A 15,189-nucleotide genomic window follows, 5' to 3' on the forward strand; every position below is an offset into this window, starting at 1 on the left:
TGTGGCCAATGCGGCAGTGGTGGCTATGGGTGGAATTATTGGCTTTATTTGGTGGTGTGCCCTTGGTGCTGCGCTTTGCTGTGCCTGCCAGTTGGTGGTTTGGGGTGCTTGGTTTGGCGGCGCTGGGGTCGTGGTTTTGGTTGCGGCGGCGCGGCGTGCCAATTGGGCTGTGGCAAGGGCGCTTGAATCCGCGCGAAAAACATAATCTTTGGCGCTTGATTCGGCGCTTTGGGCTAGCAAGCCTGCTGGCGGTGCTGTTGGTATTGCTCTGGCAACCAGCCAATTTATTTAATTTGCCGCGCCAGCAACCATGGGCTTGGCTGCTGCTTGTGCTAGCCTATCCGATTGTTTCGGTCTACATTCAAGAATTGGTTTTTCGGGGCTTGTTTTTCGAGCGCTACCGCGATTTGTTGAGTGCTAATTGGCTGTTGTTGCTCAATGCTGTGGTGTTTGGCTGGGCGCATATTATTTTTCGTAATCCCTATGCTGTAATCTTGACGATTATTGGTGGCTGGTTGTTTGCCGACACCTATCGTAAAACCCGCTCGCTACGCTTGGTGTGTTTGGAGCATGCCTTGTATGGTAATTTGATGTTTACGGTTGGGCTAGGGCATTATTTTTTCAGTCGTGGCTTGGGCTAAGTGGCAGTATGATGTGAAAATTGCTGCCCTTGCCAAGCGTGCTTTCAACCGTAATTGTGCCAGCGTGAGCCTCGATAATTTGCTTAACAATCGCTAAGCCCAAACCACGCCCGCCAGTATCGCGATTGCGCGAGGCATCGGCGCGATAGAAACGCTCGAAAATATGCGCTAGATCATGGGCTGCAATACCCTCGCCAGTATCCTGAATGCGCAAGATAATCTGCTCTTGATCGCTGGTGCAGTTGAGCACAATGCGGCCATTGGCTGGGGTATGGCGAATTGCATTTTTGAGCAGATTGCCCAAGGCTTGCACAATTCGCGTGCGATCAACAGCGATGCTTGGCAGTGGTTGCTCGATCATCAGTTCGAATTGAATGCCCGCGTTGAGCGCTGGTTGTTGCCAACGCTGGTGGGTTTCGCGCAACAACTGAGCAAAATCAAGCATTGTTTGGTTAAAATCGAGGCTCTGCGATTCGGTTTTGAGCAGCAAGGTTAAATCATCAAGCAAACTAACGATCAATTTAATCTCATGTTCAACGTGATGCGCAGCCTCGTCGGCGCTTTGTAGCTCGTCGGCCAAGCCTTCCATTTCAAGCTGAATCACGCTGAGCGGCGTATGCAATTCGTGGGTCAAATCGTGAATTAAGCGGGTTTGCAGCATGCGCTGTTGGGCTAGCGAATTGGCCATATGATTGAAGGCGCTGCTCATTTGGCCAAGCTCATCGTGCGAACGAATTGGCACTTGGGTTTGCCAATTGCCAGCAATAATGTGCTTGGTGGCTTGAGTTAATGCCAAAACTGGCGCAGTAATCGTGCGCACCAGCACAAAGCCCAGGGCCAAAACGATCATGCCAACGATTACGCCGCTGATAATTAATGCATGGCCTGTGCTGCGTAAAAATGCGCCTTGTTGCTCGGTATAAGCGTGGGTTCCAGTCACCATCAAGGCCGATCCAATCAATTCGTTGCTAATCAAATCGTAGAGTGGAATCGCATGTTGGCGCAGATCGGCGGCTAATTGCTGATCGTTATTAAGTTGCTGGGCACTGTCATAGCTTACATTGCCTGCTGGATCGAGAATAATCAGCCGTTCATCGCCATGCAGTAGCGCTTGTAATTCCCATTGCAGCAACAAACTATCGTGGTGAGCAAAGCTAGGTTGTTGATTAACTGGTCGCTGTAAGGCTTGAGGATCGATAAAATTCCAGACCGATTCAACGATCAGCGGCAATTCATTCAAAATACTGCTCATTGGAATGCTTGACATTGATTTGAGGCGTTCAAGTTCGGCGGCAACAATGATTTGCACCAGTTCTTTTGGCTCGGTTTGGTAGCGTTGGGCTAAGCCTATAAAACCTTGGGGGTGCTGCAAGCTTTGTTGCACTTCAGCGGGGTTCGCATTCAGGTGTTTTTGAATCAGGCTGAGCCAATCAGGGCTAGCTTGATATTCAACAAAATAGCGAATTTCTGATTGTAAGTCGATGCCAGCTCCAATTGGTGTGGCTACGCCCATGGCCATGGTCATTGGTGCAGTCATTGGGATGGTGCTAATTGGGATTTGGGCTTGCTCAAGGCTCACGATTAATGCTTCAGGATCAACATTATGCGCAATCGCGACGCTCTGGATGCTGCCGCCACTGCCAACCTCGCCCTGCAAATGCTCAGGGCTAATGCCAATTATCTCGGCGCTATGCTGCCAGAGTTGGCCGCTGTCGATGCTAAAAATGGCTGGGGCTAAGGTCTGGGTTTGGCTCAACTTCTCGCTTTGCTGCAATAAGGTTGATAATGCCGACCAATCGGCGTTATAGGCGTGACTGGCTTCCAGCCATGGCGTAAGTTGGGCTGTGCGCAGCTGGCTTTGGTCGCCAACAAAAATATCAAAACGTTGAGTAGTGAGCAAATAGGCGCTTAGCCCGCTCAACAAGAGGGTTGCACTAATTACCAAGCCAAATGCTGCACCTAATTTCCAACGAATTGATCGAAGCATAACTACCTGCCAGATTAATCAACAAATTTATAGCCAAGGCCATACACAGTAATAATATATTGCGGTTTGGTGCGATCATGCTCAATCCGCTGGCGCAAACGCGCAATGTGGGCATCGAGCGAGCGATCAAAGCCAGCGTAATCGCCAGCAAACACCGCTTCAAGCAGCTGTTCGCGGCTAAGAATTTGGTTGGGATGGCGCATAAAGGTGGCCAATAAGGCTAATTGGATTTTGCTTAATTCAATAGGTTGCTGATTGACTGTGCATTGATGCTGAGCCAAATCAAGCTCAATCGGCCCACGTTTGATGGTTTGGCTTGGTGCAATTGGCTGGCTACGACGTAAAACGGCCCGCACTCGGGCCACCAATTCGCGGGCATTGAAGGGCTTGCCAACATAGTCATCGGCCCCAAGCTCTAAGCCCTGAATCCGTTCTTCATCGCTGCTGCGCGCAGTTACCATAATAATTGGCGTATTGCTGGTTTGGCGAATCGCCTTGAAGACCGCTAAGCCATCCAATTTGGGCAGCATCAGATCTAAAACGACTAAACTTGGCTGGTATTGCTGCACCAACGCCAAGCCTGCTAGTCCGTCACTGGCAAAATAGGTTGTAAAGCCCGCTTGCTCCAGATACAACTGCATCCAATGGGCAATCCGTTCTTCATCCTCGATAATGACGATTATTTCGACCATGGTGGTTCCTTCTGGCATGAGCAAGCTGGTTGCAGGCGTGGTAAGAGCTGCAACCAGCCATGTGATCTAACGACTTGAATCGGTGGTTGGTGCCGTTGGTAGCGCGGGCAATGCTTCGATTGCTTCACATTCAACCGCTGCTTCAGTTGTGCTGGTGCCCGATTCATCGGGCTCAACTGTGAAACAAGCAACGCCTTCGCTAGCAACGAAAGTTGGCACATTGCTCACAAAATGCTCGATCATGTCGGGCAAATCATCGGTAAAGCTAGCTGCATCTTCGGCACTAAGCTCGCCATCGCTTACCAATTGATTGATGTTGGCAGTTTCAGCAGCCACAATTGCATCGATAACCGCTTGTTTGCTAACGCCCTTGGCAGCTGCTTGGTCGGCAATGCTTTGGTTTGCTTCGATGCCTGCATGCAGTTCATCGGCGCTCAGGCCAATTGTTTCAGCAGCTAGCTCAAACCAATCGATTCCAATAGCTACTGCCATACCACAATCGCTTGATTCGTCATCAGCATTGCTTAGCATGGCCAATGGTTTGGTATTTTGGGTAGCGGTGAACTGAGTGGTTATTTCAAGCTGATCAACGGCGACAGCCGCAGCACTGTGCCGATGGAGTGTAGCGCTGCCAATCGGTTGGGCTGGCATTACCATAGCAGGTTGGTTGCTCGCTGCGATTTCGCCGTGCAGCATAGGCATGAGCATTCCTTCGCCGCCAGTCATACTACATTCAATGGTAACTTCCTCAGGATTTGAGGTAATCGTAATGGTTTCGGCTGGCTGATCGTTTTTGTTGGCAGCAAAAGCTGCGGTGTTGTTCGTCCAGAGATAGCCACCGCAGGCCAATGATACCACCCCAACCGCCAGCGCTAAATGTTTACGCATGTCCGAACTCCTTGTCAATCGCTAATTGGTTTCAATGGCGCTACTATAAAAAACGATTGTGATACAAATTCGACAATTGGCCATGCAAAGTTAATAATTTGATGAGTTGCTGGCGGTTTGTGCTAAGCTTTGGATAGTGTTTTGTTGATTAAGGAATAAAGCAATGGCGATAGATGTATTACATGCTGGCTTGACTGAACGCCAGCAAGCCTTTGTTGCGCTTGGTAGGGAAATGGCGGCACTGGTCAAGCCAACCGCAGCGCAGCATGATCAGGCTGCGAGCTTTCCCTTCCAGCATTTGCCAGCCTTTTTTGCTGCTCGGTATCAGGCCTTGAGCATTCCAACCGAATTTGGCGGACTTGGCGCTAGCTTGTTCGAGGCAATTTTGGCCCAAGAACAACTGGCCTATGGCGATGGCTCAATTGCCTTGGTGATGGCAATGCCAATTCATGTGCTTGGCGGAATTATCGAAGGCCGGGCATGGCAACCAAGCCAGATCGAGCGGCTCAGTCGTTTGGTGGTTGAGCAGCCAATCTTGCTTAATTCGGCGGCCAGCGAACGTGAAATGGGTAGCCCTGCCCGAGGCGGTTTGTTTGCCACAACTGCCCAGCCTGTCGCAGGCGGTTGGCTGCTGAATGGCCGCAAAATCTATACAACTGGCGCACCTGCATTAACCCATGCCTTGATTAGCGCCACGATTGTTGATACCAGCGATACAGCGATCTTTTTGGTTGATCTCACGCAAGCAGGCGTGACGATTGAGCCAACTTGGCATGGCACGGCGATGCGTGCAGCCCGCAACGATGATATTGTGCTTGAAGACGTAGTTGTTGCTGAACAAAATTTGTTGCAACGTCGCCAAGCTGGCTTGGTTGATCCGAGCCGTAGCAATGCTGGGGCATGGTTTCAATTGACGATGGCGGCGGTTTATTTGGGAATTGCTCAAGCTGCCCGCGATGTTGCCAGCAACTATGCTCGCGAGCGTCGTCCGACTGCGTTGGCTGGCAAGGCCATTAGTGAGCTTGAATCGATTCAGCGGCAGCTTGGCAAGGTCGAGCAATTACTGCTGAGTGCGCGCAGTTTGCTCTATCAAACAGCCCAAATTTGGCAGCAAGCGCCTGCCGAACGAGGTAAGTTACGTGCCTTGATTGCCACCACCAAAGCAACCGCGATTGAGCATGCAGTTGCTGCGGTTGAACAGGCCATGATTGTGGTTGGTGGGGCTTCGCTCTCACCAGATTTAGCGCTCGAACGTTATGCGCGCGATGTGCGGGCTGGCCTATTTCACCCGCCCACGTTGGATGCAGCTTTGGTTGGCTTAGGGAGTTGGTTGGTCGAATAACTATGTTTGGTGGCGACTGGCCCAGCCTTCAATCGCATCGGCAACCAACGGCCAAGCAGGGTCAAACATCAAATCGTGGGCTGCCTGCGGCACGATAATTAATGGCGCTTGATAGGCATTAGCCAACGAACGCTGCTCGGCAAGTGAAAATACGCGATCACGCTCGGCGGCAATCACCATTATTGGGGTTTTGATTTGGCTTGGGTTGGGTTTATGGATGAGTGCATCAAGCAAAGCCCTCAGTGATTCGCTGCCAAGTTGGCTGTGAATAGCGTGGGTTTGGGCGGCGGAAGCGTTATCACGTAAAAACAAATATTTTACCAAGGCTGGAGTGCGCATAAAACTATCAGCATTGGCAGTTGCCAAGGCTCGTAATGCAACATATGGTTGCCTGCGTAGGCTGCGCAACGCAAAGCCCAATGGCCCGGTATGCGGCATGCTGGCCAGCAAAACTGCTGCGGGAAGCGGGCGCTGCATCGCAGCATGTTGCAGAATGTAGCCGCCGAGGCTATGGCCCACGACGATTGGCGCTGGGTTGAGGGTTTCAACCAGCGCCAGCAAATCATCGAGATAGTGGTTTAAGCCAACCATGTTGAAATAGCGCGGCATGCTGCTATGGCCATGGCCACGCAAACTCAGCGTATGCACCACAAAGCCGCGTTCAGCAAAATCGTGAGCTGTGTGCTGCCAGCACCAAGCTCCATGCCAAGCGCCGTGGAGCAGCAGCAAAGGTCGCTGATACAGCAGCCTTTGTGGTTCATAGCAGCGATGTTCAAGCGTGTTGCTGCTCATTGGCTTCCTCTTGAGCCGCCGCCCGATCCCGCTCCTCGCGGATGAGTCGCAAGGTTGTGGTTTTATCATCGAGGGCATGGAAAATTGCTTGCATGATAACGCTATCAGTTGTGTCAAGATCGGCCAACAGCCGTTGGCGATTGCTATCGCCTGCGACGAGCAAGCGAATGCGTTGAGCCAAGGTTTGCCATTGAGTTTGAGCTTCAAGCTGCGGCAAGAAACCGTCGAGATCGGTGTAGGCGTGCTGAACCCCAAAGTAGGCAGCGGCTACCGTCAAAATAATTGGCCGCCATTCGCCGATCAGTTTGCTTAACCGCGCTTCTTCAGGGTCGGGCGTTTGGCTGGCCGCAACCAAAATTGCCTGCACGATGGCCGCGCTATTGGTATCCAGGCCAGCGCTAAGTTGGGCGAAATCACGTTCGCCAGCCCAAATCTGCTCAACTGCCGCCTGAATAATCCAGCCGTTGTTATCAATTTGGGGCAATAAAAACTCGACCTCGGCGCGGCGGGTATCATCGCCATGGGCAATCGCGGCAATGACCTCAATCAAGGGTGCAAAATGGGCAACCGCATCGCTGGTAGCACGTTCAAAGGTCGGGTGTAGATCGAGCATGTCGAATATCCTTCTAGTAGTTCGCAACAGAATAGCCTTAGGTCGCTGCACGCGCACAATCACGGCTAAGTGTATGATATGCGATTGTATGACTTTGTGTCAATATAACACCTATTAGCAACAATAAAACAACGAGCCATCCTCATTGATGCCTCGTCGTTTGTGGCTGGTTTAAGTGTAAACCACCGAATTCGCACCGCCAAACTCGTTTGGCTCGTAGCGATCTGCGCTCCAATCGTTCAGCCAGCGTCCATCGGCAAGATAGCGATACTGGTAACTGTGATTGGGTGGCAGATCCATGGTGGTGCTCCAGCCTTCCCCGGAACGCAACAGCGGGGTCGCCGTTTCGCTCCAATTATTGAACTCGCCAACAAGTGTGATCGTCTGGGCGGTGAGTGGGGCTGGGATGTTGAAGGTTACCCGCACGACCGTACCCTCGAGGCGTTTCTTCAGCATTCTAGCACTCCTTTGTGCGTTACAAAATACAACGGCTTCGTTGCATTTCCTCTGCGTCCGAATCCTTGTATCTACCATCCTACATGGCTTTCAATGCAAGATCAATACCCAAAGCATTGGCATTTCCTAAGAAATCTAGGCCATCTTGGTCGGTACGACACAGGACTAAAGAGCTAGCACCACTACTTGCGATTTTAGGTGAAGGGCATCACCTCTGCGAGGAATTGCCGTGGTTCAATCTGGCCAGCTTTGAGCTGTTCAAACAAGCTAAGATTCGTTTGGTTCATCGTATTCTGTTGTTGAAAATGGGCGATACTTTGGGTAAACTGGGCAATTGCCTGTTCAAACTGATCAAGCCACAGTAATGCTATGCCGTAATACCATTGGCAATAGGCAACATGAAATTGATAATTAACCTGACTGAATAAGCGAATTGCTTGCTCAAAATAGGCAAGTGCTTCAGCATATTGCGCTTGATCTATCAATATTTCGGCTAGATTAACTGCTGCTGCTGCTTTCGAGATTCCATCATCATATTGCTCGGCAATTTCAGCAGATTTTTTGATAAACTCCAACGCTTTATCAAATTTGTCCATTCTTCGGTACATATTGCCAATATTGCCATAATGTAGAGCCATATCAACCCCAATATTCGTATCAATACCAATTTTTATAACCTTTAAGTAGTAATATAACGATAGATCAGCATTTTGTAATCTTGCGTAAATTGTAGCCATGCTATTGATTAGCGGTATATTATTATAGGCTCTAAGCAGTTCAGCTTCTTGATTGTTGCATAAAAATGCAGCAACAGCATAGGATAAACCAGTTTTTAGATCATCAGGTGTCCCTAACTGATGATGACAATAGGCAAGCTGAATATAAGAACTTGTATGATCGGTTATGCCATGTCTTTCAGCAAGCTTAATTGAGCGCAGAATAATCGGGATTGCCTCGCGCGTTTTGCCAAACTCACGATAAAGATTGGCCTGATGACCCAAAACCCTGGCAAGTAATGGCTCATTATTGAGTCTCGTTGCAGCTTCAATCGCATGGTTGATATAGGCGATTCGATATACTTTTGATGGATAATAATTACTTCGGTTATACACCGTGCCTAAGACGAGATCGATTATTAGTTGATCACCCCGATCTATTCCTAGTTGGGTTGGTGCATACTGAAAGACCCAATTAACATGTTTTTCTTCGCGATCAAACACTTGTCTTGCCCGCAGTTTGCCGCCAATTTCGTTAAGATACAGCTCGTGCAGCGATTGGGCCAAATCTCGAATAGTTTCGCAATAACGCCATGTTGCAGCTTCAACTTCTTGTTGTTTCACCAATTGCTGCAGCGCAAAGCTGCGAATTAAATCGTGCATGCTCCAGCGTTCATTATGCCCATCGTAGTGTAATAAATTATGCCGTAATAAATAATAGAGTTCGTTTTCTGCCGTTAAATTATTTGGCAATTCGAGCATAGCCAAGCCCATTGAGCTAGAAAAATCGGCAACCAACACCGCCAATTGGCGCACAAAATATTGCTGTTGAGCACTAAGTTGGGTGTAACTCAAGGCCAGCGAGGCTTCAACATTCAATTGTTGATCGTCAGGGTCGCGCAAAGCCTGCAAGCGCTGGTTTTGATCGGCAAGTTGCGCCAAATAATCCTCTGGCTTGAGCGCTGGGTTATTCTGCAAAATACTCGCGCTTACCCGCAAGGCTAAGGGCAAATACTGGCAAGCACTGGCTAATCGTTCAGTATCTGGCTGATCAAGCCGTGGGCAAATTTCTTGGATGAGCTTGCTTGAATCTTCAGTATTGAGCGCCTCAAGCTGGACGCTGGCCATCGCTGGTAAGCTAAATCGTTGGCGACTGCTGATAATCAAACAGCACCCAACAGGCGGAATGAGGTCGCGTACATGCTCAGCATCACGCGCATCATCTACCACAATCAAGACTTGTTTGTTATGCAGAATGTTGTGATAGCGAGCCAGTAATTGCTCGCGTTTTTCAGGCAGGCGGGTTTTGGGATCAAGCGCGTTAATGACCAAACCAAGGGCTTGCTCTGTGGTGAGCGCATGGTCACGCGCTCCATACAAATTGAGCATCAATTGAGCATCAGGATACAAATGCACAATGTTTTGGGCAACGATCAGGCTTAATTCGCTTTTACCTATGCCACCCATGCCATGAATGCCAACTAATGCTGCTCCACGCTTGGCTTCGTGCGCAATCTCAATCGCATTGGTTAGGCGCTTAACCTCGGATTCTCGCCCAACAAAATCTCCAACTGCGGGCCGCAATTGGTGAATTGGCGCGCGATCAGTAGCAGAATTTGGATCGTTTGCGTGGGCCTGATGTGGTTGGTTGAGCAATGTGGCAAGCTGCTCGAACAAGGCTTTTTGGTAGCGATGATAGGTTGCTTGATGAATATTCAACATCTGACAATAACTATCGACTGGCGCGCCAGGATAGGTTGTAAGCACCTTGAGCAGTGATTGCTGCGGCTGTTCGAGCGGTAATTGGCCGAGCCAATGATAAAAATCGCCTAAACCACCAAATGTTTGTAAGCGTTGTCGCCATGTTTGGTTTGCCAAAAGGCGTTCAGGCCGCTGAATTAATGTCTGAATTGATTTGGCTGTCCAAATGTGATCGTCGCTCATCTCTAGCTCCTACTAATGTGTGCAGACATCATTTTAACATGAGCCATGGGCTTGACAAGGTATATATTTAATGATACTTTGTATCATTATAAAGCGTGATTCGGCACTAGGTTGCTGCCGAGCATCAATTCCAACATGGAGACATGGGTTATGAATGAGCGTAGTACTGGCACGGTGGCGTGGTTTGATCCTGAAAAATCGTATGGTTTTATTACAACTCATGCAGGAGCATCGTTGTTTGTTCATCGACGGGCGCTTGGTGATGGACGACGCTGGTTAGTTGAGGGCGAAGAAGTAAGTTTCGTGGTAGTTCGGGGCATGAAAGGTGATGAAGCTAATGATGTTTTAGTGACCAACGCCTTACCGCCAACGCCGCGCATTCGGGCCTATGAGCAACGCGACGCTGGTGGCTATGGGGTCGAGCGGCGTGAGCGTTTTGCTACTCAAGGCCGCCCAAGCAATAACGGCCCGCGCCGCGAGTGGAGCAATGGCCCGCGCGAACGTAGCCGTTCGTTCAGTGGTAGTGCTCCTGTTGGTGTCATTAATGCGCGGGTTGATTATATCGATCCCCAAGGGCGCTTTATGTTTGTGGCGCTCAGCGATAATTATGGCGATGCCTATGTGCATTCGAGCTTGTTTAATCATGCTGGCAATCGGGTGCAAGTTGGCGATAGCGTCCGCGTCAGCGTTTCGGCAAGTGATCGTGGCTTGCGCGCCAACTCACTTGAGATCTGAATTTGAGTTTTGCATATCCACTCAAGCAGCAAGGCCGACTCTGATGAGTCGGCCTTGGTGTTATTGGAGAAACAGCTCGAAATTTGGTTTATGATCGCGGCCTGTGAGGCGGCGGAACCCGCGCCCGATAGCTTGCATCGTATCGTCACTTAGCGAAGAAGCCAAGATCGAACCGAGAATCAAGCCTAAGGCGCTGCCTGCTGCTGCTCCAAGTGCAAAGACGACATAGCGTTCGCGTTGTGTAGATTTGTTCATGATGTACCTCGCACGTGATCGTCCTTGACCCGCCGATTACTGAAGAACGACAACTGGCGTAGCTTTTTGCCACAATTTATCGAGCTTGTAAAAATCGCGTTGTTCAGGGCTAAAAATATGCACAACCACATCGCCAAAATCGAGCAAAACCCAGCCAGTTTCGGGTGAACCTTCGACTTTGGGTGTCGGTGCGCCTTCTTGGACTAACTGATCATCAATTTCTTTTACGACTGCTCGTACCATGCGCTCATTGCCAGCGGTACAAATCACCAAAAAATCGGCGAACGTGGCTAATGGGCGAACATCAAGCATGATAATATCATTTGCCTGCTTCGAGTCTGCTAAATCAACAGCACGGCGGGCAAGAACTTGCGCTTCGATAGGTAGACCTCCACAATTTCCTAGAACAGACTTTTTCTGCTTCCAATATACCATGAAACCTTAAATTAGCTGCATCTTGCGCCCAACATGTTCGAAGATGCTGAGGGCTTCCGCCAAATCTGCATTGCTATGGCTGGCAGTTACGATTGTGCGTACCCGACCTTTATCGCGGGCCACGGTTGGGAAGGCGATGCCTTGGGCAAAGACGCCTGCTTGAAACAGTTCATCGGAGAATTGCATGGCCTTGGCGCTCTCGCCAACAATCACTGGGGTGATTGGGGTTTGCGAGATGCCAGTGTTAAAGCCAAGTTGTTGCAATCCCGCCTTGAAGAACGTGGTATTTTCCCAAAGTTGTTGATGCAATTGCGCGCCTTCAGGGCTTTGCAAGAGCTTAACTGCGGCAATACAGGTTGCAGCCACCGCTGGCGGATGTGAGGTGCTGAACAGAAATGGGCGGGAGCGATGTTCCATCAACTGGCGCAATTTGCTCGACGTTGCCACATACCCGCCCAAAGCTCCAATTGCCTTGGAAAGCGTGCCAACCTGAATATCCCAATCGGTGATGCCATAATGGCTGACCGTGCCGCTGCCGTTGCTGCCAAGCACGCCCGATGCATGGGCATCATCGACCATCGTGATTGCGCCGTAATGCTTGGCTAGCTCAGCGATCCGTGGCAAAGGCGCAATATCGCCATCCATGCTAAATACGCCATCGGTCACAATCAATGTATTACGATATTTCCCTTGATTATCCTGCAACACCCGTTCCAAATCGGCCATATCGTTGTGGCGATAGACGGCGCGAGCTGCTTTGGTTAGACGAATGCCATCGATGATCGAGGCATGGTTCAGCTCATCGCTGATCACCAAATCGCCATCGTTGAGCACAACTCCCAAAACCGCTGCATTGGCCGTAAAGCCTGATTGGAGCACCAAAACCGCCTCGGTATGCTTGAATTCGGCCAAGCGTTGTTCAAGCTCCTCGTGGATGCTCATTGTGCCAATAATTGTGCGAACTGCACCCGAACCAACCCCCAACTCCTCGATTGCTTTGATTGCTGCTGCTTTCAAGGCTGGATGATTGGCCAAGCCCAAATAATTATTTGATGAGAGATTGATCACCGATTTGCCATCGATGGTTGAGCGTGGGCCGGTTGGGCTTTGCAATTCGCGCAATCTGCGAAAAACCCCTTGCTCACGCAAACTATTCAGTTGCTCATCAAGATATGCTTCAAACGAATGCGGCATCATCGCCCCCATACATAGCTATTCGCAACTATGGCTCAACGCCATATGTTTCAGATGCATTATAGTGCATAAGCGCGCTTTGTAGATGCGCCTGAGAGCTGATTTATGGGCTTTGAAAGTTTAGCGTGAGGATTGATACCACCGTTCCGTGCGCCTCAAGTACTATTGGTAGATTCCAGGCGTGGTGCGATGATTATGCTGGTTGGCGTGCGAGAATTGCGGATAGGTTTAGGTTCTATCTATCCAATTGGTGCGCTCAATTACGAAATGGAGTTGTCATGGTACGCGTGATTCGCGAAGTAGCTAAATTTTCACTTGCGGGTTTGTTGGTTGTTGGCAGTTGCATTGGGCTGGCATTTTGGGTTTGGGAGCCGCCACTACCCGAGGATAGTGGTTATTCTGTAGAATGGCAACAAATTGTCTCGGATAATCCGACGCAACTCTATTTTGAAGTTAGGTTTCAGACTTCTGAAGCATTTACCCAAGTTTGGGTTGAGGCACTGAGTAAACCAACGCTTGAACTATGGTTTGAGCCATTAGTTACAAACACCATTCAACCATTTGTGCCATTTGTTATACGTGGGTCGGTATCCCTAGAACTTGCCGCACCTGGAGATTCAATTGAGTTTGCCTTGCATAGAATGAAAGGGGAAACATCACGGACAATTAATCTCAACCATCCAGCCAATTTTAATGGCACGGTGCTCATGGTGCGCTAGCAGAGCTAGGCTGATGCTTAAACCTCTAAGATTCGTTATTCAATAAATTTTAATCACAATTGCAATGATTATGCTGCATTGCTGCGAGGATTGGGCATGGTGCAAACCCGATCGCAGGCTACACTCAATCCAACCCGTATTGGAATGGTGTGAAATGAGGATGTTGTGCGAGAACTGATTAAATTTTTGATTGCATGCTTGCTCGTAGTTGGCAGTTGTATCGGTATCTCATTCTGGGCATGGGGGCCGCCAATCCGTGATGATCTGCCTGTTACGCTCCACGAAGGTGATTTGTATGATAAGTGGCAGCAAAGCGAATCAGCTGATCCGACACGTCTCTATTTTGAAGTTACGCTGTATCAAAGCAAATTTTGGAAGGATGTTAACGTCGAGCTACGCAGCAAACCAGCGCTTGATTTGCAACTCGAACCACTGGATAGCAAGCGGATTCGACCATATGAGTCGTTTGTTGTCCGCGGGTCGATTTTGCGCGAATTTGCCGCGCCTGAGGATTCAATTGAGTTTATCTTGCATGGCATGCATGGCCAAAAAGCCCGCACACGCTGGCTTGATAGCCAATTGATGCTTGATGGCAATACACTGATCGTGCGCTAGCCTAATTGTTCCCTCTCCCACTTTCTCACTGAATGCAGGGGAGAGGGGATTTTCTAATAACTCGGTTTGCTTGTTGCGTAAGCTAAGCCACTTTGCACATCGCGGAAGGTGCGAATATGGGCAATGTCGATGCCTGTATCCAGCAGCGCTTGCACGGTTTCGCTGCGTAAGCCAACCACGACTGGCTCGGTGCCAAGCAAGCGTACTGCACTCAAGGTTTGCACCAACGATTCGGCGACTGCTTGATCGATCGTGTTAAGTCCAGTCAAATCGATCAAAATCGTATGTGGGCGACGCTGATAAATCGTATTCAGCAATTCATCGCTCAGCAACCCAGCCCGCGTCAGATCGATACTGCCGACCAGTGGCAAGACCAAGACCCGCTCGGCAATTGGCAGCACTGGCACGCTCATTTGGCGAATGGTTTCGCTGGAGCGTTGCAGTTCGTCGAGTGCTTTTTCTAGGTAGAGTGTGCGTTTTTGCACCCGCTCCTCTAGCACGGTTTGGTTGCGTTCAAGCGCTTTGCTATGTTCGATGCTACTTTTCAGCAGTTGGCGTAAGCGCCGCGCCGTAAACGAGGTTGTGGCTGCTGCGGTGCCAAAACAGCCGCCAGCAAACAGCAGATTGAGAATCGTAATATTTAATGAAAATGGCTGAGGACTAAGCAGATCGGTGCTGACGAACACAATCACAGCAATAATCGCATAAATTAAACTCCAACGTGCTGGCAACAATAACGCCGCCGCTACAATTGGAATAAACAGACCATACATCCCGCGACTAGTTACCCCAACCGGGATGGCGACGACCAAAATAAGCGCAAAATAGGGAATAAACATCGCATGAGTTGCTAGCTCTGGCTGATCGATGCTGACCAACCAGCCAGAAACTCCGGCGGCAACCAGAATGCCAACCAAACAGCCAAGCGCTATTTGATTGCGTCCAACGCTGAGATCAACTCCTAAAACATAGTACAGAATCAGTAAAACAATAAAACTACTGCCAGTGATCAAAATACGGCGTAAGGCCCGCTTACGCTGTTCACGTTCTTCGTTCCATAATGCAATTGGTGGATCGGCCATGTGCGGTACCTGTGTAAAGTGGCTATGGCGCATTATATCAGGCTTTTTTTCTGATGATTCAATTGCTGCCAGCATGCGACCGT

General features: G+C 49.6%; 16 protein-coding genes. 5 read left to right on the forward strand and 11 right to left on the reverse strand.

The features are described from left to right. The first annotated feature begins 8 nt into the window (after positions 1–8). Entirely contained in the window at positions 9–641 is a 633-nt protein-coding gene (locus tag SE18_RS00665; protein ID WP_054532491.1) for a CPBP family intramembrane glutamic endopeptidase, read from the forward strand. Here SE18_RS00665 and SE18_RS00670 read toward each other — a convergent pair. The 3 genes from SE18_RS00670 to SE18_RS00680 all read right to left on the reverse strand — a co-directional run bounded on the left by SE18_RS00670 (position 622) and on the right by SE18_RS00680 (position 4,208). Next, positions 622–2,628 carry a sensor histidine kinase gene (locus tag SE18_RS00670; RefSeq protein WP_054532492.1) on the reverse strand — a complete coding sequence of 669 codons (2,007 nt, stop codon included), beginning with the start codon at positions 2,626–2,628 and terminating at the stop codon, positions 622–624. The genes SE18_RS00665 and SE18_RS00670 overlap by 20 nt on opposite strands. Positions 2,629–2,642: 14 nt before the next feature. Then, the gene (locus SE18_RS00675; RefSeq protein ID WP_054532493.1) at positions 2,643–3,320 is read right to left on the reverse strand and encodes a response regulator transcription factor; all 678 of its coding nucleotides are present in this window, start codon (positions 3,318–3,320) and stop codon (positions 2,643–2,645) included. A gap of 66 nt (positions 3,321–3,386) precedes the next feature. After that, positions 3,387–4,208 carry a hypothetical protein gene (locus tag SE18_RS00680; RefSeq protein WP_054532494.1) on the reverse strand — a complete coding sequence of 274 codons (822 nt, stop codon included), beginning with the start codon at positions 4,206–4,208 and terminating at the stop codon, positions 3,387–3,389. A 163-nt stretch (positions 4,209–4,371) separates the two neighbouring features. Here SE18_RS00680 and SE18_RS00685 point away from each other — a divergent pair, with 163 nt between their 5' ends. Beyond that, the gene (locus SE18_RS00685; RefSeq protein ID WP_054532495.1) at positions 4,372–5,550 is read left to right on the forward strand and encodes an acyl-CoA dehydrogenase family protein; all 1,179 of its coding nucleotides are present in this window, start codon (positions 4,372–4,374) and stop codon (positions 5,548–5,550) included. Here the strand turns inward: SE18_RS00685 and SE18_RS00690 are convergent, their stop codons facing one another. The 4 genes from SE18_RS00690 to SE18_RS00705 form a co-directional block, all read right to left on the reverse strand. After that, a complete protein-coding gene (locus SE18_RS00690; RefSeq protein ID WP_054532496.1) occupies positions 5,551–6,342 on the reverse strand; it encodes an alpha/beta hydrolase in 792 nt (263 codons plus the stop codon). Next, on the reverse strand, positions 6,323–6,955 hold the full coding sequence (locus SE18_RS00695) for a hypothetical protein (protein WP_054532497.1): 633 nt from the start codon (positions 6,953–6,955) through the stop codon (positions 6,323–6,325). Before SE18_RS00695 ends, SE18_RS00690 begins: the two co-directional genes overlap by 20 nt. A 171-nt stretch (positions 6,956–7,126) precedes the next feature. Further along, on the reverse strand, positions 7,127–7,411 hold the full coding sequence (locus SE18_RS00700; protein WP_041304451.1) for an isoamylase early set domain-containing protein: 285 nt from the start codon (positions 7,409–7,411) through the stop codon (positions 7,127–7,129). 194 nt (positions 7,412–7,605) lie between these two features. Continuing rightward, positions 7,606–10,071, reverse strand: a complete 2,466-nt coding sequence (locus tag SE18_RS00705) for a tetratricopeptide repeat protein (protein ID WP_054532498.1) — start codon at positions 10,069–10,071, stop codon at positions 7,606–7,608. 150 nt (positions 10,072–10,221) lie between these two features. Here SE18_RS00705 and SE18_RS28290 point away from each other — a divergent pair, with 150 nt between their 5' ends. After that, entirely contained in the window at positions 10,222–10,806 is a 585-nt protein-coding gene (locus SE18_RS28290; protein ID WP_083469635.1) for a cold-shock protein, read from the forward strand. Positions 10,807–10,866: 60 nt separating this feature from the next. Here the strand turns inward: SE18_RS28290 and SE18_RS00715 are convergent, their stop codons facing one another. From SE18_RS00715 to SE18_RS00725, 3 genes are read right to left on the reverse strand one after another with little or no spacing between them, the layout of a single operon-like run. Further along, positions 10,867–11,061: a hypothetical protein gene (locus SE18_RS00715; protein ID WP_054532499.1), complete on the reverse strand. Its 195-nt coding sequence runs from the start codon at positions 11,059–11,061 to the stop codon at positions 10,867–10,869. A 36-nt stretch (positions 11,062–11,097) separates the two neighbouring features. Next, positions 11,098–11,496, reverse strand: a complete 399-nt coding sequence (rsfS, locus tag SE18_RS00720) for a ribosome silencing factor (RefSeq protein WP_269083547.1) — start codon at positions 11,494–11,496, stop codon at positions 11,098–11,100. Positions 11,497–11,502: 6 nt separating this feature from the next. Then, positions 11,503–12,690 carry a glycine C-acetyltransferase gene (locus SE18_RS00725; RefSeq protein WP_201783455.1) on the reverse strand — a complete coding sequence of 396 codons (1,188 nt, stop codon included), beginning with the start codon at positions 12,688–12,690 and terminating at the stop codon, positions 11,503–11,505. 278 nt (positions 12,691–12,968) lie between these two features. Here SE18_RS00725 and SE18_RS00730 point away from each other — a divergent pair, with 278 nt between their 5' ends. Beyond that, complete coding sequence (locus SE18_RS00730) at positions 12,969–13,409, forward strand: hypothetical protein (protein WP_054532502.1); 441 nt, start codon at positions 12,969–12,971, stop codon at positions 13,407–13,409. 165 nt (positions 13,410–13,574) lie between these two features. Further along, positions 13,575–14,024, forward strand: a complete 450-nt coding sequence (locus tag SE18_RS00735) for a hypothetical protein (RefSeq protein ID WP_054532503.1) — start codon at positions 13,575–13,577, stop codon at positions 14,022–14,024. A 53-nt stretch (positions 14,025–14,077) separates the two neighbouring features. On the opposite strand, the gene SE18_RS00740 is transcribed toward SE18_RS00735, so the two are convergent. Then, positions 14,078–15,106, reverse strand: a complete 1,029-nt coding sequence (locus SE18_RS00740; RefSeq protein WP_054532504.1) for an STAS domain-containing protein — start codon at positions 15,104–15,106, stop codon at positions 14,078–14,080. Between the last annotated feature and the right edge of the window lie 83 nt (positions 15,107–15,189).

The sequence above is a fragment of the Herpetosiphon geysericola genome, assembly GCF_001306135.1.
GTDB classification, from domain to species: domain Bacteria; phylum Chloroflexota; class Chloroflexia; order Chloroflexales; family Herpetosiphonaceae; genus Herpetosiphon; species Herpetosiphon geysericola.

Coding starts and splice junctions, on each gene's coding strand:
- SE18_RS00690 (WP_054532496.1), bottom strand. CDS start 6,342: ATGAGCAGCAACACGCTTGAACATCGCTGCTATGAACCACAAAGGCTG.
- SE18_RS00700 (WP_041304451.1), bottom strand. CDS start 7,411: ATGCTGAAGAAACGCCTCGAGGGTACGGTCGTGCGGGTAACCTTCAAC.
- SE18_RS00695 (WP_054532497.1), bottom strand. CDS start 6,955: ATGCTCGATCTACACCCGACCTTTGAACGTGCTACCAGCGATGCGGTT.
- SE18_RS00725 (WP_201783455.1), bottom strand. CDS start 12,690: ATGCCGCATTCGTTTGAAGCATATCTTGATGAGCAACTGAATAGTTTG.
- SE18_RS00665 (WP_054532491.1), top strand. CDS start 9: ATGCGGCAGTGGTGGCTATGGGTGGAATTATTGGCTTTATTTGGTGGT.
- rsfS (WP_269083547.1), bottom strand. CDS start 11,496: ATGGTATATTGGAAGCAGAAAAAGTCTGTTCTAGGAAATTGTGGAGGT.
- SE18_RS00675 (WP_054532493.1), bottom strand. CDS start 3,320: ATGGTCGAAATAATCGTCATTATCGAGGATGAAGAACGGATTGCCCAT.
- SE18_RS00740 (WP_054532504.1), bottom strand. CDS start 15,106: ATGGCCGATCCACCAATTGCATTATGGAACGAAGAACGTGAACAGCGT.
- SE18_RS00715 (WP_054532499.1), bottom strand. CDS start 11,061: ATGAACAAATCTACACAACGCGAACGCTATGTCGTCTTTGCACTTGGA.
- SE18_RS00730 (WP_054532502.1), top strand. CDS start 12,969: ATGGTACGCGTGATTCGCGAAGTAGCTAAATTTTCACTTGCGGGTTTG.
- SE18_RS00705 (WP_054532498.1), bottom strand. CDS start 10,071: ATGAGCGACGATCACATTTGGACAGCCAAATCAATTCAGACATTAATT.
- SE18_RS28290 (WP_083469635.1), top strand. CDS start 10,222: ATGAATGAGCGTAGTACTGGCACGGTGGCGTGGTTTGATCCTGAAAAA.
- SE18_RS00680 (WP_054532494.1), bottom strand. CDS start 4,208: ATGCGTAAACATTTAGCGCTGGCGGTTGGGGTGGTATCATTGGCCTGC.
- SE18_RS00685 (WP_054532495.1), top strand. CDS start 4,372: ATGGCGATAGATGTATTACATGCTGGCTTGACTGAACGCCAGCAAGCC.
- SE18_RS00670 (WP_054532492.1), bottom strand. CDS start 2,628: ATGCTTCGATCAATTCGTTGGAAATTAGGTGCAGCATTTGGCTTGGTA.